18 protein-coding genes, 1 tRNA gene and 1 other RNA gene are annotated in these 16,957 nt (G+C 58.5%); 15 read left to right on the forward strand and 5 right to left on the reverse strand.

Translation table 11 applies throughout. The features are described from left to right. Positions 1 to 89 precede the first annotated feature (89 nt). Positions 90 to 166 (forward strand) — tRNA-Met (locus QP884_RS10270). A gap of 477 nt (positions 167 to 643) precedes the next feature. On the opposite strand, the gene QP884_RS10275 is transcribed toward QP884_RS10270, so the two are convergent. Beyond that, a complete protein-coding gene (locus tag QP884_RS10275) occupies positions 644 to 931 on the reverse strand; it encodes a hypothetical protein (RefSeq protein WP_284821944.1) in 288 nt (95 codons plus the stop codon). Between the two features lie 34 nt (positions 932 to 965). Between QP884_RS10275 and QP884_RS10280 the strand changes: the two genes are divergently transcribed. The 7 genes from QP884_RS10280 (at position 966) to QP884_RS10310 (ending at position 7,157) form a co-directional block, all read left to right on the forward strand. After that, positions 966 to 1,664: a hypothetical protein gene (locus QP884_RS10280; protein WP_284821945.1), complete on the forward strand. Its 699-nt coding sequence runs from the start codon at positions 966 to 968 to the stop codon at positions 1,662 to 1,664. A gap of 528 nt (positions 1,665 to 2,192) precedes the next feature. After that, positions 2,193 to 2,639, forward strand: coding sequence for an ABC transporter ATP-binding protein (locus QP884_RS10285; RefSeq protein ID WP_284821946.1), 447 nt, complete (start codon positions 2,193 to 2,195; stop codon positions 2,637 to 2,639). Positions 2,640 to 2,781: 142 nt separating this feature from the next. Beyond that, a complete protein-coding gene (locus tag QP884_RS10290; protein ID WP_284821947.1) occupies positions 2,782 to 3,654 on the forward strand; it encodes an ABC transporter substrate-binding protein in 873 nt (290 codons plus the stop codon). A 29-nt stretch (positions 3,655 to 3,683) separates the two neighbouring features. Continuing rightward, complete coding sequence (locus QP884_RS10295; RefSeq protein ID WP_434736466.1) at positions 3,684 to 4,616, forward strand: FecCD family ABC transporter permease; 933 nt, start codon at positions 3,684 to 3,686, stop codon at positions 4,614 to 4,616. Next, positions 4,606 to 5,589 carry a FecCD family ABC transporter permease gene (locus QP884_RS10300; protein WP_284821949.1) on the forward strand — a complete coding sequence of 328 codons (984 nt, stop codon included), beginning with the start codon at positions 4,606 to 4,608 and terminating at the stop codon, positions 5,587 to 5,589. The genes QP884_RS10295 and QP884_RS10300 overlap by 11 nt, the downstream gene beginning before the upstream one ends. Positions 5,590 to 5,591: 2 nt before the next feature. Further along, the gene (locus tag QP884_RS10305; RefSeq protein ID WP_284821950.1) at positions 5,592 to 6,404 is read left to right on the forward strand and encodes an ABC transporter ATP-binding protein; all 813 of its coding nucleotides are present in this window, start codon (positions 5,592 to 5,594) and stop codon (positions 6,402 to 6,404) included. Positions 6,405 to 6,428: 24 nt separating this feature from the next. Next, entirely contained in the window at positions 6,429 to 7,157 is a 729-nt protein-coding gene (locus QP884_RS10310; protein ID WP_086588886.1) for a kinesin, read from the forward strand. A 67-nt stretch (positions 7,158 to 7,224) separates the two neighbouring features. On the opposite strand, the gene QP884_RS10315 is transcribed toward QP884_RS10310, so the two are convergent. Then, the gene (locus tag QP884_RS10315) at positions 7,225 to 7,668 is read right to left on the reverse strand and encodes a DUF1990 family protein (protein WP_284821951.1); all 444 of its coding nucleotides are present in this window, start codon (positions 7,666 to 7,668) and stop codon (positions 7,225 to 7,227) included. A gap of 149 nt (positions 7,669 to 7,817) precedes the next feature. Here QP884_RS10315 and QP884_RS10320 point away from each other — a divergent pair, with 149 nt between their 5' ends. Continuing rightward, positions 7,818 to 8,906, forward strand: coding sequence for a S1 family peptidase (locus tag QP884_RS10320; RefSeq protein WP_284821952.1), 1,089 nt, complete (start codon positions 7,818 to 7,820; stop codon positions 8,904 to 8,906). 262 nt (positions 8,907 to 9,168) lie between these two features. Here the strand turns inward: QP884_RS10320 and hisN are convergent, their stop codons facing one another. Together hisN and QP884_RS10330 are read right to left on the reverse strand one after the other, a co-directional pair. Continuing rightward, positions 9,169 to 9,951 (reverse strand): histidinol-phosphatase, encoded by a 783-nt coding sequence (gene hisN / locus QP884_RS10325; protein WP_150850962.1) that lies wholly within the window; start codon positions 9,949 to 9,951, stop codon positions 9,169 to 9,171. Next, positions 9,944 to 10,771, reverse strand: coding sequence for an inositol monophosphatase family protein (locus QP884_RS10330; protein WP_284821953.1), 828 nt, complete (start codon positions 10,769 to 10,771; stop codon positions 9,944 to 9,946). The genes hisN and QP884_RS10330 overlap by 8 nt, the downstream gene beginning before the upstream one ends. Before the next feature lie 69 nt (positions 10,772 to 10,840). Here QP884_RS10330 and prfB point away from each other — a divergent pair, with 69 nt between their 5' ends. Continuing rightward, positions 10,841 to 11,944, forward strand: coding sequence for a peptide chain release factor 2 (gene prfB, locus QP884_RS10335; protein WP_284821954.1), 1,104 nt, complete (start codon positions 10,841 to 10,843; stop codon positions 11,942 to 11,944). Between the two features lie 83 nt (positions 11,945 to 12,027). On the opposite strand, the gene QP884_RS10340 is transcribed toward prfB, so the two are convergent. Next, positions 12,028 to 13,647 carry an AbgT family transporter gene (locus tag QP884_RS10340; protein WP_284821955.1) on the reverse strand — a complete coding sequence of 540 codons (1,620 nt, stop codon included), beginning with the start codon at positions 13,645 to 13,647 and terminating at the stop codon, positions 12,028 to 12,030. A 108-nt stretch (positions 13,648 to 13,755) separates the two neighbouring features. On the opposite strand from QP884_RS10340, the gene ftsE reads away from it, so the two are divergent. The 5 genes from ftsE (at position 13,756) to ssrA (ending at position 16,684) form a co-directional block, all read left to right on the forward strand. Next, complete coding sequence (ftsE, locus tag QP884_RS10345; RefSeq protein WP_284821956.1) at positions 13,756 to 14,445, forward strand: cell division ATP-binding protein FtsE; 690 nt, start codon at positions 13,756 to 13,758, stop codon at positions 14,443 to 14,445. Next, on the forward strand, positions 14,442 to 15,344 hold the full coding sequence (ftsX, locus tag QP884_RS10350) for a permease-like cell division protein FtsX (protein WP_250409813.1): 903 nt from the start codon (positions 14,442 to 14,444) through the stop codon (positions 15,342 to 15,344). The genes ftsE and ftsX overlap by 4 nt, the downstream gene beginning before the upstream one ends. Before the next feature lie 44 nt (positions 15,345 to 15,388). After that, entirely contained in the window at positions 15,389 to 15,892 is a 504-nt protein-coding gene (gene smpB / locus QP884_RS10355; protein ID WP_005322310.1) for an SsrA-binding protein SmpB, read from the forward strand. Beyond that, the gene (locus tag QP884_RS10360; RefSeq protein WP_284821957.1) at positions 15,885 to 16,241 is read left to right on the forward strand and encodes a DUF488 domain-containing protein; all 357 of its coding nucleotides are present in this window, start codon (positions 15,885 to 15,887) and stop codon (positions 16,239 to 16,241) included. Before smpB ends, QP884_RS10360 begins: the two co-directional genes overlap by 8 nt. Before the next feature lie 62 nt (positions 16,242 to 16,303). Then, positions 16,304 to 16,684: a transfer-messenger RNA gene (ssrA, locus tag QP884_RS10365) on the forward strand. Positions 16,685 to 16,957 lie beyond the last annotated feature (273 nt).

The raw sequence follows: 16,957 nt of genomic DNA on the forward strand, positions 1-16,957 counted from the left end.
GTATGTATAGTTACATGAGTCGCCAGGACAGAGCGAATACACTTTGTGTTAACGTGCTGTTCAAGCGCAGATGATGGAAGTCATCTCGACGCGGGGTGGAGCAGCTCGGTAGCTCGCTGGGCTCATAACCCAGAGGTCGTAGGTTCGAATCCTGCCCCCGCTACCAACTTCCAGGCCCCTACCAGTGGAAACGCTGGTAGGGGTCTCTTTCGTTTTATGCTGAAATCGCCATTTGGTGCACTAGTCTCAAAATCCTGCACCGCGCAATCCCGCAACCGGATCTGCGCTTCACAAAGAGATCACTGCATCACAACGACGCGGATATGGTGATTTTGCCAAGAATTTCGGTCCTGACGTCGATACCTATACTTGGAACGAAGTGAGAGCCATCGAGTTAGAGGCACACACCTCGGTCGGATTCAGCCAATCTGAAGCGGAAGCACTAACCGATTATGGTATCGAGAAGCTCAAGCAACAAGGCTTGTCTCAACCTACAAATATCCCGTGGAACCCTGGAGTGTTATAAGAGTGTTAACGCAGCCCACCAACGAACAGCTGACGCAATTTCAATCGGACCTCGAAGAACGTCGTCACGCCAACCATTGAACAGCTTCACACGCGAATCCAGGAAACAGGGCCCCTGTCATCTGATGACGCAATCAGATTCGTTGCAGATATCACTGCGCTGACAATATTCGAGCTGGCCGAGCGACTTGACGGAAACGCTGACAAAACCGGCGCCCTCAGCTACAGGTTCGCTGCAGCAGAAGGGGAAGAAGTGCGCCTGCCTGCCGAAGTGCTCAGCGCCATCACCGGATGGCTTTCCGCTCCAAAGGATCGAAACCCCCTCGCCGGGAAGACCAGCCACCCGTACCCCTTCGACTTTTACGGAGCGAAAGACTATGCATAGCGATTCCGCACTGCTGCTCATCGGACGACTGTATGCGAAAGTTTACGACCAATCCATGGACTCGGATGCCGCCGAGCACCTCCACCATCTGTTGAGCAATATTCATGACACCACCGCCATCGATGAGGCCATCTACGCCTACCAAGGCGAAATACTCGGCATCCTGCTGGATTCAGTGAATCAGTCCGACTCGCTCGAGTTGTACACGGCGAGTACGTCGCAGCGCGAGTCTCTCAACTTGGCCATCATCGCCCTCGAAGATACACCTGAGTCTACGGCGGCACTCGACGCAATTGCGCAGTTGGCGCAGGTTGAACCACCAGCTCCCGGCCAAGCCAAAATCGACATCCCCACGGAAAATCTCTCGAGCGACGCCCGAAAACTTTCAGCGCTCGGCCTCCACCAGGGCATCGCCATTTCGGTCCCGCATTTGGGCATTCCGATCTTGGAAGGCGACGAAACCACTGACATCTCCACCTCGTCTACCGTATTGGGCGAGCAACGTTACGCCTCTGCCAAAGCCGTACCCAAGTGGCTGACTCACTTGTCGGAGACTCCGTCCGCTGGCTTCGTTACGTACCAGAATTCGCAAGGCGAGACCCTCCAGGTCAAGTTCAATGCCAAGGGAAACTACTTCCCGCTTCTTCTCACGAACCATAACGGAGACCGCCACCTCGACAAACTACCGTCTGCGAGACAAGCCGAAAACCACATCGTGGCCTGGCTCGACAATTCACAATCACCGATCATCTAGCTGCCACTCAAAAGCGGTTTGGTTCTGTTTACTTTGGAGATAGAAAACTGGGGGCCTGACCCCCGACGTGTCTACTTTCCGGGGTCAGGCCCATGAATGTCATGCGCAGGCTAAAAACGGTGGCCTGATCAAGATAAACTGATTGGTAAGGAATTTGTTGTGAAAGAAAGAACGATCATTCCGGGAATACTTTTTGGAATTGTCTTGGGTGTCGTAACCCTTTATGGCGGAGTGCTCCTGTCCACATGGCTTCCAATACCTTTCGTTTTCTATGGGCTACCTCTACCTTCATTGGTGGTGTTGGGTGTATTAGCCATATCTGTCTACATGTTGAAAAAGGATCGGCTTAGCGACCGATCATGGCGTGCTTTTGCCTTCACATTCGCCGCGGCTTTCGTCGTATCAGCGTTCTTATGGGTGAGCACCATTTCTGGCTATGGAAACTTCGCATAGCCTATAGATATGGAACGGTTGTAAGGCCCATTACAGTTAGCCCCTCTAGATTGATGAACTGCTCCCCATTCGCCGATGAGGGCCATTTTCGTTTTCTTCGGCGGCCAGCGGCAATGGGCACGGCTTGCACTGGCTCTGGCTCAGGGCGCGTCGGTGCCGCTGCTCGACGAGCCTACGACCTTCCTCGATCCCGCCCACGCGATTAGTGTTTTGGAGCCCGTTCGCAAGCAAGCCCGCGCTGGTAAGGCAGTCGTTGTTGTGCTGCACGACCACATGTTGGCTGGTCAGTACTCCGACACCAGGGCGGTTATGAACAACGGCGAGGTCATAGCCCGGGGGACTCCCAAGGAAGCACTGCGGAAGGATATTTTAGCCGCAGCCTACGGTATCGATGTAGAAATCTGGGACGATCCTTTCAGCGACGCCCCCCGTCATCGTTTCCCGCGCTGTGCTCAAGGGCTAGAGCATTCGAAAGATGAACACCAAAGACCGCAGTTTGGAGTTCGTTCGCAGAGGCTGTAGATGATCGTGGCTAGAGCGGATTTCGGTTTCCGCTCCTCACCGCTATCCCTCATGGAACTCATCCTGTGGCTGCATGGTCTGTCATGGAGAGGGAAGCAATCAGGCTCTAGACAGTAAACCCTTATAAAGCTAAGGTAAGCCTATGCAAAAGAGAGACTTCATGAATGTGCGTGCAGTTATCGCACTTGTAGCCACCCTAGCCCTAGGCGCAGGCCTTGTTGCGTGTTCTTCTGATTCTTCTCAGGGACCGGGTGAAGATAGGAAAATCGAGCGAGTTGTGGCGCTCGATTGGCGCTATGAGGAAATTCTCAAGGCCCTCGATGTGGACCCTGTGGGAATCGTAGAAATCGGTAAGTCGGAGGCACCTACTACGTTGAAGGGACAGTTAGGTCAGGCGACCTCTGTGGGCCAAGCCAAGCAGCCGAACCTAGAGGTTATCCAGTCTTTGGAGCCAGATCTGATTTTGGCTAGCCCTACCCGGCAAGCTGATATTATGCCGCAGCTGGAAGAGATTGCGCAGACGGAATCCTACCCAGATGAAACTTACTCGGACGTGTTGGACTCGATGGATGAGATCGCGGCCAAACTCGGCAAAGAGGAAAAGGCTAAAGAAGTCCGTCAGCGCATCGAGGACAAGATTGCTCAGACCAAGGACACGGTAAAGCCGGGGAGTCGTGCGGTCGTGGCTGGCTGGTCCAGCGAGATGCTCTATACCTGGGTCAACCCCTCTTTCCCTCAGTCGCTACTGAGTAAAGTGGGCTATGACTATGCCTTTGAAGGCGAGAAGTCTTCTATCGAATCTAAGACTGATGTAGCGGAACTGACCGGCGATAAGCTCCCTGGCATGAAGGCTGACCGAGTCTTTATGTACAAGGACGTCGAAGCGTTTAAAAAGACGCCCTATGCCAAGGGCAGCGGTGACATCGTAAAGGTAGACCAAGATATCTGGTCGCGCGCTCGCGGGCCACTTTCCGCCGAGCATATGCTCGATGACATTATCGCCGCTGAAAAGTAGTGGCATCACGAACTAAAGCCAGTGCCTGCCTGGTCTTTGCAACCGCTGCCGCTGCCTTTGTGTGGTGGTGGCGGCTCCGCCATGTTCAGGTGCCAGTTGATACCCCGTGGTTGGAAGAAGAGCTGCATAGCGTGGCTTTTGACCGTCTCCTTGCTACCACGGTGGTCGGTATTGCACTAGGTGTAGGCGGGTTATTGCTGCGCACGGCAACCGCGAATCCGCTCGCCGATCCGTCCATCACTGGTGTGAACTCCGGTGCGGCACTCGGCGCAGTCGCAACCGCAATGTTTTTTGGGAGCGAAACCTCGAGCGTTGACCAGCTGCCCGGTGCGCTGCTGGGTGCGGGGATTGCTGTGAGGGTGACGGTGGGCGTCGGCAAGAGCGGTGCGATCCAGCGCATGGTACTCGTGGGCGTTGCCGTTTCCGCGCTGTGTAGCGCCTTGACCTCCATTTTTCTGGTGATAGATGAAGCTCAACTGGCGACGGTGATGTCATGGCTCTCTGGCCGGCTTGCCGGTGTACGACTAAGCGATATTATGCCCGCGCTGGTCGCTGTGTTGGTCGTGGTTCCCTTGACCTTAATCGGTGCGAAAACGCTGGACTTGCTCGTAGCCGGTGATGCCGTGGCTGGTGCTGTGGGGGCGAAGCCGGAGCGCATTCGGTTGGCTGCCATTGTGGCGGCGGTAGTGCTCATTGCTCCTTCGGTAGCCGCAACCGGGCCGATTGGATTTTTGGGGCTGATGGCCGCGACCGTAGCGTGGCGAGTGTGCGGCTCGCACCACCGCATGGGGCTGTGTGTGGCTGGAATTGTAGGAGCAGCGGTGCTTCTGGCGGCAGATTCGGTTGGGCAGGCAATTTGGGCGCCGGCCGAGACCCCAGTGGGCATCGTGACTTCTTTGGCTGGCATGCCCTTAGTGCTGTGGTCAGTCCATGCGCTGGGGAGGAGGAAGCATGCGGCATAAGAGATTTGTAGGGGTTCTGGTAGGGCTCATCCTGGCGTTGGTATTGAGCGCAATCATCGGCATGGGCGTCGGTGCGGTGATGAAACCGCCGGGCGAGGTGATCACCGCCTTCGTTACCGGAGAGCCGCTCATCTGGAAGTACCGCGCACCGCGATTCTTGGTAGGTATCTGCGCGGGCAGTGCCATGGCTGTTTCTGGTTGTCTTTTGCAATCCGCGCTACGCAATCCTTTGGCCGCTCCAGATACGGTGGGTATTACCTCCGGCGGTGGACTCGCGGCCGTTGCGGTACTCATGGGAGTAGGCGCCCTGCCGGCCCACCTGCTGACCTTTATCGCCTTTATCGGCGCGTTGGCTGGAACTGGGGTGGTTCTCCTTTTTGCTGGACGCGGGGTAAGCGATCCGGTGCGCCTGCCCCTTACCGGGGTGGCGGTATCTTTCGGGCTGGGTGCCATCACTGAATTGCTCTTGGTGCGCGCCGCGCCAGAGGCAGGAGCGGCCATGACATGGCTGAAAGGTTCGCTTTACGCCCGCTCGCTTGGCGACGCCACTATTGTTGCCCCCTTTATCCTTTTCGCCCTAACCATCGCGATGGTGGTCGCAAAACACCTGGATATGCTAGCGCTGGATGATTCCACCATGGCCGGCATCGGAGTGAGTACCAAGATGTGGCGCCTAATAGCAGTAGCCTTAGCCGTCATCCTCGGTGCCGCGGGAGTCGCCGCGGCCGGGGTCTTGGGCTTCGCCGGGCTCGTCGTCCCACATGCGGCCCGCTTGATCGTTGGTTCGAACCTGCGCCGGCAAATGCCCGTGGCGGCCCTAGGCGGAGCGACCCTTGTGACTGTATGCGATACGTTCGGTCGCTGGGCCTTCGCCCCCACGGAAATCCCCGTTGGCGCGCTCATCGCGCTGATTGGCGCACCCTATTTCATTTTCCTATTGACTCGGCTGACCCGAGTGCGAAACGGAGGCTAGACATGACACTGACGTGCAGCGGATTAACCGTGGGCTACGGTGGACCCGATGTGGTCAAGGACGTAAATCTTCACTTATCCAGCGGTCAAGTAACCGCTCTGATCGGGCCGAATGGCTGCGGCAAGTCGACGCTTCTCAAGACATTGGGCCGCCAACTTACGCCCAGCGCAGGCGCGGTGTACCTCTCGGACCAAAATATCAGCAAGTATTCCTCGCGTGCCTTTGCACGTGAAGTTTCTTTTCTGCCACAACATCCCGTGGCCCCGGAAGGGGTATTAGTGCGCGACGTCATCGGTTACGGCCGTTATCCCTATACAGGAGCGCTAGCGACGATGCGGGCCGGAGATCATGCAGCGGTTGAGCGTGCTGCCTCGCGTGCTGGGGTGAGCGAGCTTCTCGATGCCTCCGCCGCAGACCTTTCCGGCGGTCAGCGCCAGCGCGTCTTCCTCGCCATGACGTTGGCCCAAGAAACACCAATTACCTTGCTTGATGAGCCAACTACTTACCTCGACCCCGCGCACCAATTGTCCATCTTGGATCTGATTCGAGATCTCAATGGCGTCGGGGTCACAGTGGTCATGGTGGTCCACGATATGGTCCATGCCGCACGTTACGCCGATAGAATCGTAGCCATGCGTGAGGGACGCATTGTGGCCGAAGGGGTCACCGAGGAGGTGATGACTGCTGAACTCGTACGCGAAACCTTCCATGTTGAGTGTTTAGAGATGACTGATCCCTCCACCGGTCGACGCTTTCCCATACCCATTTCCGTGCACGCTCCTGAATTTTCTGGAACCCTAGAGGGGAGAAGATAAATCTATTTAAAGGAGTACGCAGCAATGGCGAATAACCTAGGCCACGAAGTTGACCTGGACCGCAACGAATACAAGTACCTGGCCTCTGAGGACACTGTGTCTTCGGCAGCTAAGTCGGCCACCTCCGCTCAGTCCGGCGCGGCTGCAGCGGGTGCAGGGGTTGCAGCGGCAGGCGCCGCGGGCACAGCCGGCCTATCCACACCAGTAGGCAAGCAGGCTGCGGATAATGCAGAATCCACCGCCAGCAAGTACGAGCCGCAGAATCATGTCGTCGCTGGCGCCGACGAAGAGCATGTAGCCCCTGCTTCTGAGCAGCCAGATCTGCAGGAGAAGCTGGACGAGGATAACTCGGACTATGCGCCGAGCCAGCACATTGTCGGTGGTGCGAAGGAAGAGCATATTGGTTCCGCTCCGCAGCAGCCGGACCTGCAGGAGAAGCTGGATGAGGACAATTCGGACTACGCGCCCAGCCAGCACATTGTGGGCGAAGCAAACGAGGAGCGCATTGCAACTGCACCGAACCAGGACAACGTCAATGGTCAGCAGTCCTCTGAGCGCTTGGATCAGCTAAAGGACAAGGCGTCCGAGGCAGGTAGCGCCGTAGGTGATGCCTTCCAGCGCGCTAAGGGCTTCGTGGAGGACAAGGCACACGAGTACCAGGAGGAGTCCACGAAGAAGGGTGGCTTCTTTGACCGCGTCAAGGGCGCTGTGCGCGATGCGCGCGAGTCCATTGAGGACAAGCGCAAGAATTAACCAGCGCCGAGTTTAAGCCGCTTTCCCCGGGTTGGGGAAGGCGGCTTTAGTCGTATATACAATCCTGCTATTCGTCCAAGGCGTGGAGATATAGCCGGCTGATAAGCAGGCGCCTCGGCACGTCCACGAGCGGGCGCAGGAAGGGGAGGAAGGGCTCTGAGGCGGCGTCGATAAGCAACACCGTGCGACCATCGCGCAGGCGCTCTAGGGTGAAGGTTTCTTCGCCGCGCTCGAGGTGTCCGGGAAGGGTGCCGTAAGTGAACCCGCAGCGGCCGTCCTCGTAGAAGACATCGACCACGCGGCAGCGAAAATCCCACGGGCCGAGGCCCATGGTGACCTCCGCGCCGAGCTCCACTACCTCATGGGTCGGGCGGACACGGAAAAGACCGCTGCGTTGTACTGACCAGCGGAAAAGTCGGTGTGCGGCGGCGTCAAAGTCAGCATCGATAACCCGCGACATATGCAGCTGTGGAAAGTCGGAGACATCAGAATAGGACAGCGGTGTGGGCATGTTCTCCATGATAGGGGAGGGGTGATCACCCCCGAAGTCTGGAAGAAATATAACGGCTTGGACACAGTCACAGGAGTTTGCTGATTCCACAATTTTTTCGTGCCAGTATCGAGTTTGCACGATGTTGACAACTGAAAGTAGGTACCTTGATGCTTCGCATTCCGCACCTTAAGAAAGTCCTGGTGGGCTCGGCTTTCGCTGGTGCGTTTTTCCTGGGATCCCCGGCCGCAGGCGCCCAGGAATTGCCCCAACCGGATTTCGATTCCGCAGGGATTATTGACCAAGTCCGAGATGGCCTGGCTGGGGTAGGCATCCAAACCCCGCAGGTGGATAAGAACGTCACCGACGCCGTGGATTCCTCTGTGCGCAACGCGCAGCAAGCCGTGCAGCACACGGTGCAGGAGGCGCAGTACGCGGAGCCGATGACCAACCCGAATCCCATCGGCCTAGCGGAGCAGGCCACCCAGCCGGAGTTTAAACCGCAGGGAACCAATCCAAACTATAAGTGGAAAAATGATGGATTTTCCAAGGTAGCTGCGGGCAAGCCACAGGCTGACTACGTGCTGCACCGCGTGCCGGGCTCGTTCTTTGATGCCCCACGCATTCCAGAAGAATCTGTTGCGGCCATGAATGAGGGCGAGTCGCTTTATGGCCCCGGCACCCCGGTTTATGTCGATGAGAAGATGATGTGCACCCTGACTGTGGCGGGCAACGATAATGCTGGCCGCAAGGTTGGGCTTACCGCTGCGCACTGCGGCAACGTGGGGGATTCGGTCACCTCCGCCGATTCGGAGCAGATTGGCCCGACAGGCACCGTGGTGTCCAAGAATGAGGACTTGGATTACGCCGTCATTGAGTTCGGCTCTAAGGCCAAGGTCTCCCGCTCCTACAATGGCGTAACCGTCAATGAGTTGGGCGGCGGCGTTAAGCCGGGCCAGCAGGTGTGCAAGCAGGGCGTTGCCACCGGAAAGACCTGCGGTGTGACCTATCAGCAGGCAAAGAAGATTCAGGTTAACCAGGTATGCGCCATGATGGGCGATTCCGGTGCACCGCTGTTGGCCAACGGCCGCCTCATTGGCTCGATTACCGGCGGTTTCCTGCCGGTGAATTTCCCGTGCCGCACCCCGCTGCAGGGGCCGGTTCATAACCCAACCGCCGCAAACACCATGGATGCAGTCTTGGCGGATATGAACCGTCGCGGTGGCGTAGGTGCTGGCTTTACATTGCCTGAGGACTAGCCTCGCCAAACCTTTGCCCGCTTTCCCAGCCTGGGGGAGCGGGCTTTGTGCATCTTTGGCTGGTGCTAAAACCACAGCCAATCGGGTATAGCGTGAATTACTTGCGAGCCATATCCAGAAGCCAGTCAGAGAGCCGCGCGATAGTGCAGCCGTCCTTATTGACACGCATCCGCCGCTAACCCGGATGCGAAAGATCCGAGTGTATGCGTACAGATCGGCCGCAGGGTGGCAGGTGCGTGTTACTTCAGCTGCGCAGAAATTCCTAGCCCTGTAGTGCGGCTAGGGCGTGCTTATGGAGCAGGCCGTTGGAGGCGACGCCGGATCCGCCGTGGGGGCCAGGGTTTCCGTCCAGATCCGTGAAAGTACCGCCGGCCTCGGTCACGATGAGGGAGGGCGCGGCGAGGTCCCACAAGGACACCTCGGGTTCGGCGGCGATGTCTACCGCGCCTTCGGCCACGAGGCAATAGGACCAGAAATCACCATAGCCGCGCAGGCGCCAGGTCTTGTCCGTGAGCGCGAGGAACTGATCGCGCAGGCCGCGTTCGGCCCATCCGGTCAGCGAGCTCATGGCCAGCGAAGAATCGGCGAGCTTTTCCACGTGGGATACGCTCAAGCGCTTCGGCTCGCCGCCGAAAACGCGGAAGGCACCAGCGCCCTTGGCTGCGTACCAACGGCGGCGCAGGGCGGGTGCGGAAACCACCGAAACTACCGGTTCGCCATCTTCCAAAAGGGAGATGAGCGTGGCCCATACGGGGACGCCACGCACGAAGTTCTTGGTGCCGTCGATGGGATCGATGACCCACTGGCGGCCCTTATAGCAGGCCTCGCCGCCGTATTCCTCACCCAGCACTTCATCGCGCGGGCGGGAGCGCTTAAGGGATTCGCGGATATGCTTCTCACAGGTGAGATCCGCATCCGATACGGGAGACATATCCGGCTTTTCCTTGACGGAAAGATCCGAGGCCTCGAAACGATGCATGGTCACTACATCGGCATGGCCCGCCAGCTCGAGCGCGAGGCCCAAGTCTTCTTTGAACTTACCCACGGAGCCAATCCTCCATCTGATCCACTACCTGTTTATTGCCGGCCAGGCACCATTCGACGCCGCCGGCTTCTACCTTGCGGGCAGTACCGCCGGCCGCCTCCACGAGGGCTTTGCCGGGGAACCAATCCCAATCCGCCACCGAATGCTGCATCCATGCGCCCCATGTGCCATCGGCCACGGAGGACAGGTCAACAGAACCGGCACCGAGCATACGGACTGTAGCAAAGTTTTCCGCCACGCGCTGCCATGCCCCGCGGATATCCGCATCCACCAGCGAGGTTGGGTGCAGATACGTGGATAGTGAAATCTGCTCGGCCGGCTTCTCCTGCAGGCGAGCTACCTCCTTGCCGTCGAGGGAAGTGGGGTAGTCCCGGCCGCCGAACCAGGTATAGCCCATGGCGGGGCGGTGGACGGCGCCGAGGGTGATCCCGGTGGCGTCGGTAAGCGCGAGCGCAGAGCACCAATAATCGGAGCCGGAGGAGAAATTGTAGGTGCCATCGACCGGGTCAATGACCCAGGTGCGGCCGGACTGGGACTCGCGTGCCGCGCCCTCTTCGCCGAGGATGCCGTCTTCCGGGCGCACTGCCTCGAGCACACCCGCGACGAAGCGCTCGGCCGCCCTGTCCGCATCCGTAACAACATCCGAGATAGAAGTCTTTTGCTCTACGTCGACGCCCATTTCGCGCAGGCGCCAGGCCAGGCGGCCGGCGTTATAGACAAGGGCCTGCGCTAGGTGCGCATCCCCGTCATCCGCGTGTGCGACAATGAAGGTCTTGATGACCGCGTCGATCATCTCCTGCAAGCTCGGCTTTTGATCCATGCCCACTATTGTCACCCTAAACGCGGCCGATGGCTAATTATGCCGGCCGGGTGGGTAGGATTGGGGCCTATGCGTCCCGAAGTAACAGCACGGCTCAAGCAATTGGAAACCACCCTGACCACCATCGAGAAGGTCATGGACCCGGAGGCTTTGGCTGCCCGCATTCGGGAACTAGAGGCCCAGGCCGGCGACCCGTCCTTGTGGGATGACCCCGTCCATGCGCAAAAGGTAACGTCCGAGCTTTCCGCAGCGCAGGCCAAGGTTCGCAAGCTGGAATCGCTGCGCGGGCGGCTGGAGGACATGCCCGTGATGTACGAACTCGCGGAAGAAGAGGGGGATACCTCCCTGGCGGACGATGAGCTCGATTCCCTGGAGTCTGCCATCGAATCGCTAGAGGTCACCACCATGCTTTCTGGTGAGTATGACCCGCGTGAGGCGGTTATCAATATCCGCTCCGGCGCCGGCGGTGTGGACGCGGCCGACTGGGCCGAGATGCTCATGCGCATGTATACGCGCTGGGCGGAAAAGCACGGCCACAAGGTTGACGTCTATGACATCTCCTATGCGGAGGAGGCCGGTATCAAGTCCGCGACCTTTGTCGTCCACGGTGAATACATGTATGGCCAGCTCTCTGTGGAGCAGGGAGCACACCGCCTGGTGCGCATCTCGCCCTTTGATAACCAGGGCCGGCGCCAAACCTCCTTTGCCGAGGTGGAAGTCCTGCCGGTGGTGGAGCAGACCGACCACATCGATATCCCGGATAATGATGTGCGCGTCGATGTTTATCGCTCTTCTGGTCCTGGAGGACAGTCCGTCAACACCACCGACTCTGCGGTGCGCCTGACCCACATTCCCACCGGAATCGTAGTGACCTGCCAGAACGAAAAATCACAGATTCAAAATAAGGCCTCGGCCATGCGCGTGTTGCAGGCGAAGCTGCTGGAGCGCAAGCGTCAGGAGGAACAAGCTGAGCTCGATGCGTTGGGCGCCGGTGGCAACGCCTCCTGGGGCAATCAGATGCGCTCCTACGTGCTGCACCCGTATCAGATGGTCAAAGACCTGCGCACCAATTTTGAGGTGGGCGATCCCTCCAAGGTGCTCGATGGCGATATCGATGGCTTCCTTGAATCCGGCATCCGCTGGCGTATGCAGCAACAAGAAGACCAAGATTAGGTCCATACTGATCGGGCTGAATTGAACGCAAAAAGGCCGAACTGAGGGGAGAAAATCCTCAGTTCGGCCTGATCTCTATGGACTTAACCCGCGTAGTCCATCGGCGCGCCTGGTCCCAGCGGAATGCCGATGAGATACCAGATGACGAAGAAGGCGAACCAACTCACCAGCATGCACAGCGAGTAGGGCAGCGCCAGCGACATCAAAGTACCCACGCCTGCTGGCTTGTAATAGCGCTGCAGGAAGGTCAACGCCAAGGCGAAGTAAGGCGACATTGGGGTGATGATATTTGTCGGGGAGTCACCGATACGGAAGAGCATCTGGGAGACCTCAGGCGAGACGCCCACATACATCATCATCGGCACGATGACCGGGGCCATCAGGGCCCACTGGGCGGAACCGGAGGTGATGAAGAGGTTGAGCAGTGCAACCATGGCCACCAGTGCCGCAAACATGACTAGCGGCGGCAAAGACCAGTGTTGGAGCAATTCGGAGCCCTTAATCGCAGTCCACACGCCCAAGTTCGACCACTCGAACCAGGCCAGGAACTGTGCCACCGCGAAGAAGAGGACCAGCATGGGAACGAGGGTCTCGATGCCCTTGGCCATAAACTCCGGCACATCAGCAGCTGACTTCACGGTGCCTGCCGCCAGGCCGTAGACAATGCCGCACACCAAGAAAGCCAGGGCAATCGGCACCGCGATGGCGCTAATCAGAGGCGATTCCATGAAGCTATCCCCCTGGCTCGCCAGCGGGGAGCCGGGGATAAAGAGCAAGGCAAAGAAGGCGGCAAGGAAGACCACCAGCGCGATGCCGGAAGCAATCAGACCACGCTGCTCGTTGGGCTTGATGCGCATCGCCTCTTCATCATCGGTGAAGTCGTACTCCTCACCCTCCTCTGCATTCGCGCCGGCCCCACCGGCGGCCTTGGAAAAGGACACCTCTTCGTAATTGATGTGGTCGTGGTCCACCAGCTCGCGGGCCTTTTTGACCATGAGGAATTCCGTGACCGCGGTAATGATGAGGGAGAGCACCACGGCGGAAGGGATAACAAAGAAGATATTGGCCAGCGGGCTGACCTCATATTCTGGGTCCACAAACTGTGCGGCCGGGGTAGAAATACCCGCGAGCAGGAGGTCAGTGATATTCAGAATCAGTGAGGCATTGAAGCCAGCAGACGATGCTGCGAAGGCCACCATGGCGCCGACGATGGGGGAGCGGCCCACGGCGTGGAAGGCCATTGCGCCCAGCGGGATCAGGATGACGTAGATGGCATCAGAGGCCACAGAGCCGGTCACACCGGCCAGCGCCACAACGAAGGTCAGCATTTTCGCACTAACCTTGGTCACCATCGCGCGCACCAACGCGGAAAGCAGTCCAGACTGCTCCGCCACGGCCACGCCGAGCATTACGGCAAGGATGACGCCGAGCGGCGGGAAGCTGGTGAAGTTCTCCACTGCATCAGTAACCATGCGCGAGATATTCTCGGTGGTCAGCAGGGATTCGACTTCGATGGTATCGCCGGTCTTGGGGTCCTCGGCGGTCATGCCGACGAGGTGTCCAAGCCAAGAGGTCACAGCGACGATGGCTGCGAGGATGACGAAGAGCCAGAATGGATCCGGCAGCTTATTGCCAATCTTTTCCACAGTGCCCAGGAAGCCGCTTGCAGAACGTGGTTTTTCTTTAGTTTCGGTTTCGGCCATTGTATCGGCACTTTCTGTCGATCGCTCGGAACAAATTAGTGTCTTAGACCACATTACTTAAATACAGTTCACAGCGTGGTGTCAACTTTAGTTGCTACAGTGATTCGCGTGATTAGATTCGACAACGTGACTAAGGCTTACTCCGCCGAGTCTCGCCCAGCGCTCGACGGGGTGTCCTTCGAGATTGCGGATGGCGAATTCGCCTTCCTCATTGGCCCGTCTGGCTCCGGTAAGTCCACCTTCTTGGAGCTCATGGTGCGCTATAGCAATGTGACCAAGGGCGATATTTATTTCGATGATTTCCACGTCAACGAGCTTTCGGGCAAGCAGATCAACGCGCTGCGCCAGTCCATTGGCTATGTCTTCCAGGACTTTCGCCTGCTTCCCAAGCTGACGGTATATCAAAACGTGGCCTTTGCGCTGGAGGTTATTGGCAAGAGCAAGTACCGCATCTCCACCTCGGTCCCGCAGGTCTTGGACCTGGTAGGCCTAGAGGATCGCCGCGATGCTTATCCGCACGAGCTTTCCGGTGGCGAGCAGCAGCGCGTGGCCATTGCGCGTGCGGTGGTCAATCGGCCGAAGCTGCTGCTTGCCGACGAACCCACGGGCAACCTCGATCCCTCCACCGCCGACGAGATCATGGACTTGCTGATGGGCATCAACCGCCGTGGCACCACCGTGGTCATGTCTACCCACAACGCCCGCGCCGTCAATAGGGCACGCAAGCGCGTGCTGGAGCTGCGCAATGGAGTCCTCGTGCGCGACGAGCACGAGGCGATGTACGAGGGGGAAGAATGAAGCTAGGTTTTATTTTCCGCGAGGCCACCAAGGGGCTCGGCCGCAACCTGACCATGACCATCGCCATGATCATCACCACCGCCATTGCCGTAGGCCTCGTTGTCGCCGGCATCATGGTGACCAACCTGACCAAGGACACCAAGGAGATATATCTCGACCGCGTCGAGGTCATGGTCCAGCTCAATGAGGACATTTCGGCCGGCGACCCGGATTGCTTAACCCCGGCCTGCGCGGATCTCCAGGGACAGCTCGACGCGGATGATTCCGTCGAGTCCGTGGAATACCGCAACCGCGCGGAATCCTATGAGCGATTCAAGGAACTCTTCCAAGACACCGACCCCGTCATGGTGGAACAAACCTCGCCCGACGCGCTGCCGGCAGCGTTCCACGTGCGCCTAAAGGATCCAGAAGACGCTTCTGCGATCGATGCGATTAGGGATAATCCGGCGGTAGAGGACGTCGTCGACCAGCAGCAGGAAGTGCGCGATGCCGCAAGCAACCTGGATGCTATCCGCAATGCCACCTTTGTGCTGGCTATTGTGATGTCCGTGGCGGCCATCTTCTTGGTGGCCAATATGGTGCAGATCGCCGCGTTCCACCGCACCCGCGAAACGGAAATCATGCGCATGGTGGGCGCGAGCCGGTGGATGACGCAGGCGCCGTTCGTACTGGAAGCAGTGCTGGCCTCGTTCATCGGCGTGGTCTTGGGTGGTGCCGGGATTTTCCTGGGCAAATCCCAGGTGGTAGACCCATCCCTGCAGGGACTGTACGAATCCCAGCTGCTCGCCCCCATGAAGTCCGGCGACCTCTGGATTGCCCTGCCTCTCGTGGGCTTGCTGGCGCTGGTGGTCACCGCCGTCACAGCACATATCGCCCTGCGGTCCTATGTGCGCAAATAGCCCGTTTGCTGGGCCGGCTAAAAGGGCACTACACTGCCATAATTATGGCTAAGAAGGGCAAGAAGAATAAGAAGGCGGCGTCCGGCGAAGCAACGCTCGCTACTAACCGCCGGGCCCGGCATGACTACAAGATCCTCGAGGAATACGAGTGCGGCATCGTCCTGCTCGGCACCGAGATCAAATCCCTGCGGGAGGGAAAAATCTCCCTTAATGATGCTTTCGCCACCATCGACGATGGCGAGGTGTACTTGCGTAACCTGCACATTCCGGAATATTCCATGGGCTCGTGGACGAACCACAGCCCGCGGCGCACCCGCAAGCTTTTGCTGCACCGCCGCGAGATCGACAAGCTTTACGGGCAGGTGCGCAACGGTAATAAGACTTTGGTCCCGCTCAAGGTCTACCTCAAAAATGGCTACGCCAAGCTTTCGCTCGCGCTGGCCCAAGGTAAGCAGGACTACGACAAGCGAGAGGATATTAAGCGCCGCGACCAAGACCGCGAAATTTCCCGCGAACTCGGCCGCCGCGTGAAGGGGATCAATGTTTAAGGCAGCGAAGGTTCACGACGTAGTAAAGGGCGAGGACACCATCCATGGCACTGGGGTGCTGGTGGATCGGATCTGGCCCCGGGGCGTCGCCAAGAGTGACTTGGCCTACGACGAGTGGTTCAAGGACGTCGCGCCGAGCCCCGAGCTGCGCAAGTGGTGGAACCACGACGAGGATCGCTTCGACGAGTTTGCCCGCCGCTACAAGGCCGAGCTCGATGACAATGACTCCGACGAGCTCGCCCAGCTGCGTGCGCTTGCCGACGCCACCCTCCTCTTCGCCGCCGCCAATCGCACGGTCAACCATGCGGTCGTCCTCAAGGAATGGTTAGAGGAGCACTTGAGGAAATAAAAGCGGGTGGGGTAGTGTTGAACGAACCGTAGGGAAGATGCACTATCCCGTCCCTACAGCATGGGGTTGATTTGGTTTCGACTTCGTGCACTGCGCCAGGGGAAGCGTGCCGGTGCAGGCTAACGACCACCGTTTAAGCGTCGTAGCAACCAATAAACGCAGAGAAGAACTCTCAGCGTGACTACGCCCTCGCTGCCTAATTACAGCGACGCGTGTCTGTCAGCCTAGGTTTCGTTCCTGACCTAGATCCTGGCATCGACTAAGGAACTAGCCGGCTGGCTGTGTCATCAGGACCAGTCGGGACTCTTACTGGTGACTGGGCCCATCATCCGGACGTGTTCGCCCGATCCGGAGGGCCGAGCAGAGATTCTGTGCGGACTGCGCACGGAGAAGCCCTGGCAAGGTGACGAAGGACCCGGGTTCAATTCCCGGCAGCTCCACCGATAGGCCCCCGAGAAATCGGGGGCCTTTTTCCATGCAATGGCTTTTAGATCTGCGAGCCCTCTCCTGCAGCACTGAGAAGAGGCAATCTCGCAGTGGAGTTGGGGCCTTCTATATGGCTTAAGTCGCCCACCGAATCCTGCCTTCTGGCGCGGAGTAGTCGGCATGTAGTGCGGAAAATCTCCGAAAAATCCAACCTGTGCTGGGGATTTGTCATTGTTGGAGGGGTTGGACTACATTAATCGAAGTCGCCGCGAGGTAGCCGGGAGGTTACT

The organism is Corynebacterium tuberculostearicum (assembly GCF_030229345.1).
Lineage (GTDB): Bacteria > Actinomycetota > Actinomycetes > Mycobacteriales > Mycobacteriaceae > Corynebacterium > Corynebacterium tuberculostearicum_G.